The organism is Candidatus Accumulibacter vicinus, from assembly GCF_000584955.1.
Lineage (GTDB): Bacteria > Pseudomonadota > Gammaproteobacteria > Burkholderiales > Rhodocyclaceae > Accumulibacter > Accumulibacter vicinus.
In genome coordinates, this window is the sequence record NZ_JDSS02000042.1 from 1 (window position 1) to 1,257 (window position 1,257).

Here is a 1,257-nt window from a genome sequence, read left to right on the forward strand (position 1 = left end):
GGCCGCGGCGGACCTACGCAGCCACCTTCAAATTCGGAGGCATGACCTTGCCGGCTTCGTCATGGTCGGCCAACTTGCGCGGGCCATGCAGGATCGCCAGTGTGTGGTCAGTACGGCGCAGCACCGCCACCTGGGCCTTGACGTAGTGGCAGCGATGACGATCGGCGGGAATCTGCAACTTCATTCCCTCGAAGCTGACGCAGTGGTCATTGCCGACGGTGCGCTCGAACCGCTCGCATAGGATGCCGTCGAGCGGGCCACCGATCCAGCCGACGAAGGCACTGCCTTCTTCCATCGCCGGCTGCATGAACTCGGCATTGAAGGCGGGCCGGTAGACTTCGGTCAGGTAGCGGTTGGCTGCCGCCAGGTCGGTGATCCCGGCCAGCGCCAGTTCCCGTGGCAGGCGGTCCTGATGCGTGCAAAACATGCGCTCCGAGCGCCCACGCGCTTCCGGCGAGTAGGCGGCGATCATCTCGATGCCCAGGCGCTTCATGGCCTGCCCGAATGGCGTCAGGTGTTGCTTGTCCACCTTGCCCTCGGCCTCCGGCGTAGGCCAGTAGTGGCTCCCTCGGTCGGAGTAGAAGGTCGAGAAGAGGCCCCGCGATTCAATCACTTCCCGAACACCTTGCCGGCGGCTCCTCGTGCCCTCTTCCTCCACGAAGAACATCGAGTAGTGCTCGTTCGTCGCGTCGTCCATGGTCACGATCAAATCCCATTTCTGCCCAGCGATCCATTCGTGCCGGCTCCCGTCCTGGTGAATCATCAACCCCGGCCACGGCGAGCGCTCCCGGCGCTTCCGGTGCGCCCCCCGGGCCTTGGCCTGGCGAACCCGCGCCGCTTCCTGCAGCCGACTCTTCACCCCGGTGTAGCTGCGGGCGCCACCGTCCTTCCGAGACCACGCGTCAAAGTGCTTCGCGCTCCAGCCTTCGTGCCGCCGCCGGTACGTCGACATCAGCTCCATCACTTCGTCTACCGGCGCCTTTCGATGCGAGACCTGTTCCAGGCGCCGATCCCCCAACGCTTCCAGACCATCGGCTTCATACCGCACCAGGTACCGTCGGAACGTCCGATCGCATACCCCCAGCAACCTCGCCGCCTCCGCTTGCGTCAACCGACCCGTCTCCCATGCCTCATACGCTTCTTCAAACCTCATCTTCCTGATCTCCTGTAGCCACTCCGTCCGCCTCATCTCGCTCCTCCTTGGGAGCAACATAAACCGCACAGATCATTTGCTACAAACCCGGACAGATTACTTGT

At 63.7% G+C, this 1,257-nt stretch carries 1 protein-coding gene; it reads right to left on the bottom strand.

What is annotated here, in order from left to right:
* Positions 1-13: 13 nt before the first annotated feature.
* Positions 14-1,153 carry an ISNCY family transposase gene (locus CAPSK01_RS17995; protein WP_273704011.1) on the bottom strand — a complete coding sequence of 380 codons (1,140 nt, stop codon included), beginning with the start codon at positions 1,151-1,153 and terminating at the stop codon, positions 14-16.
* Between the last annotated feature and the right edge of the window lie 104 nt (positions 1,154-1,257).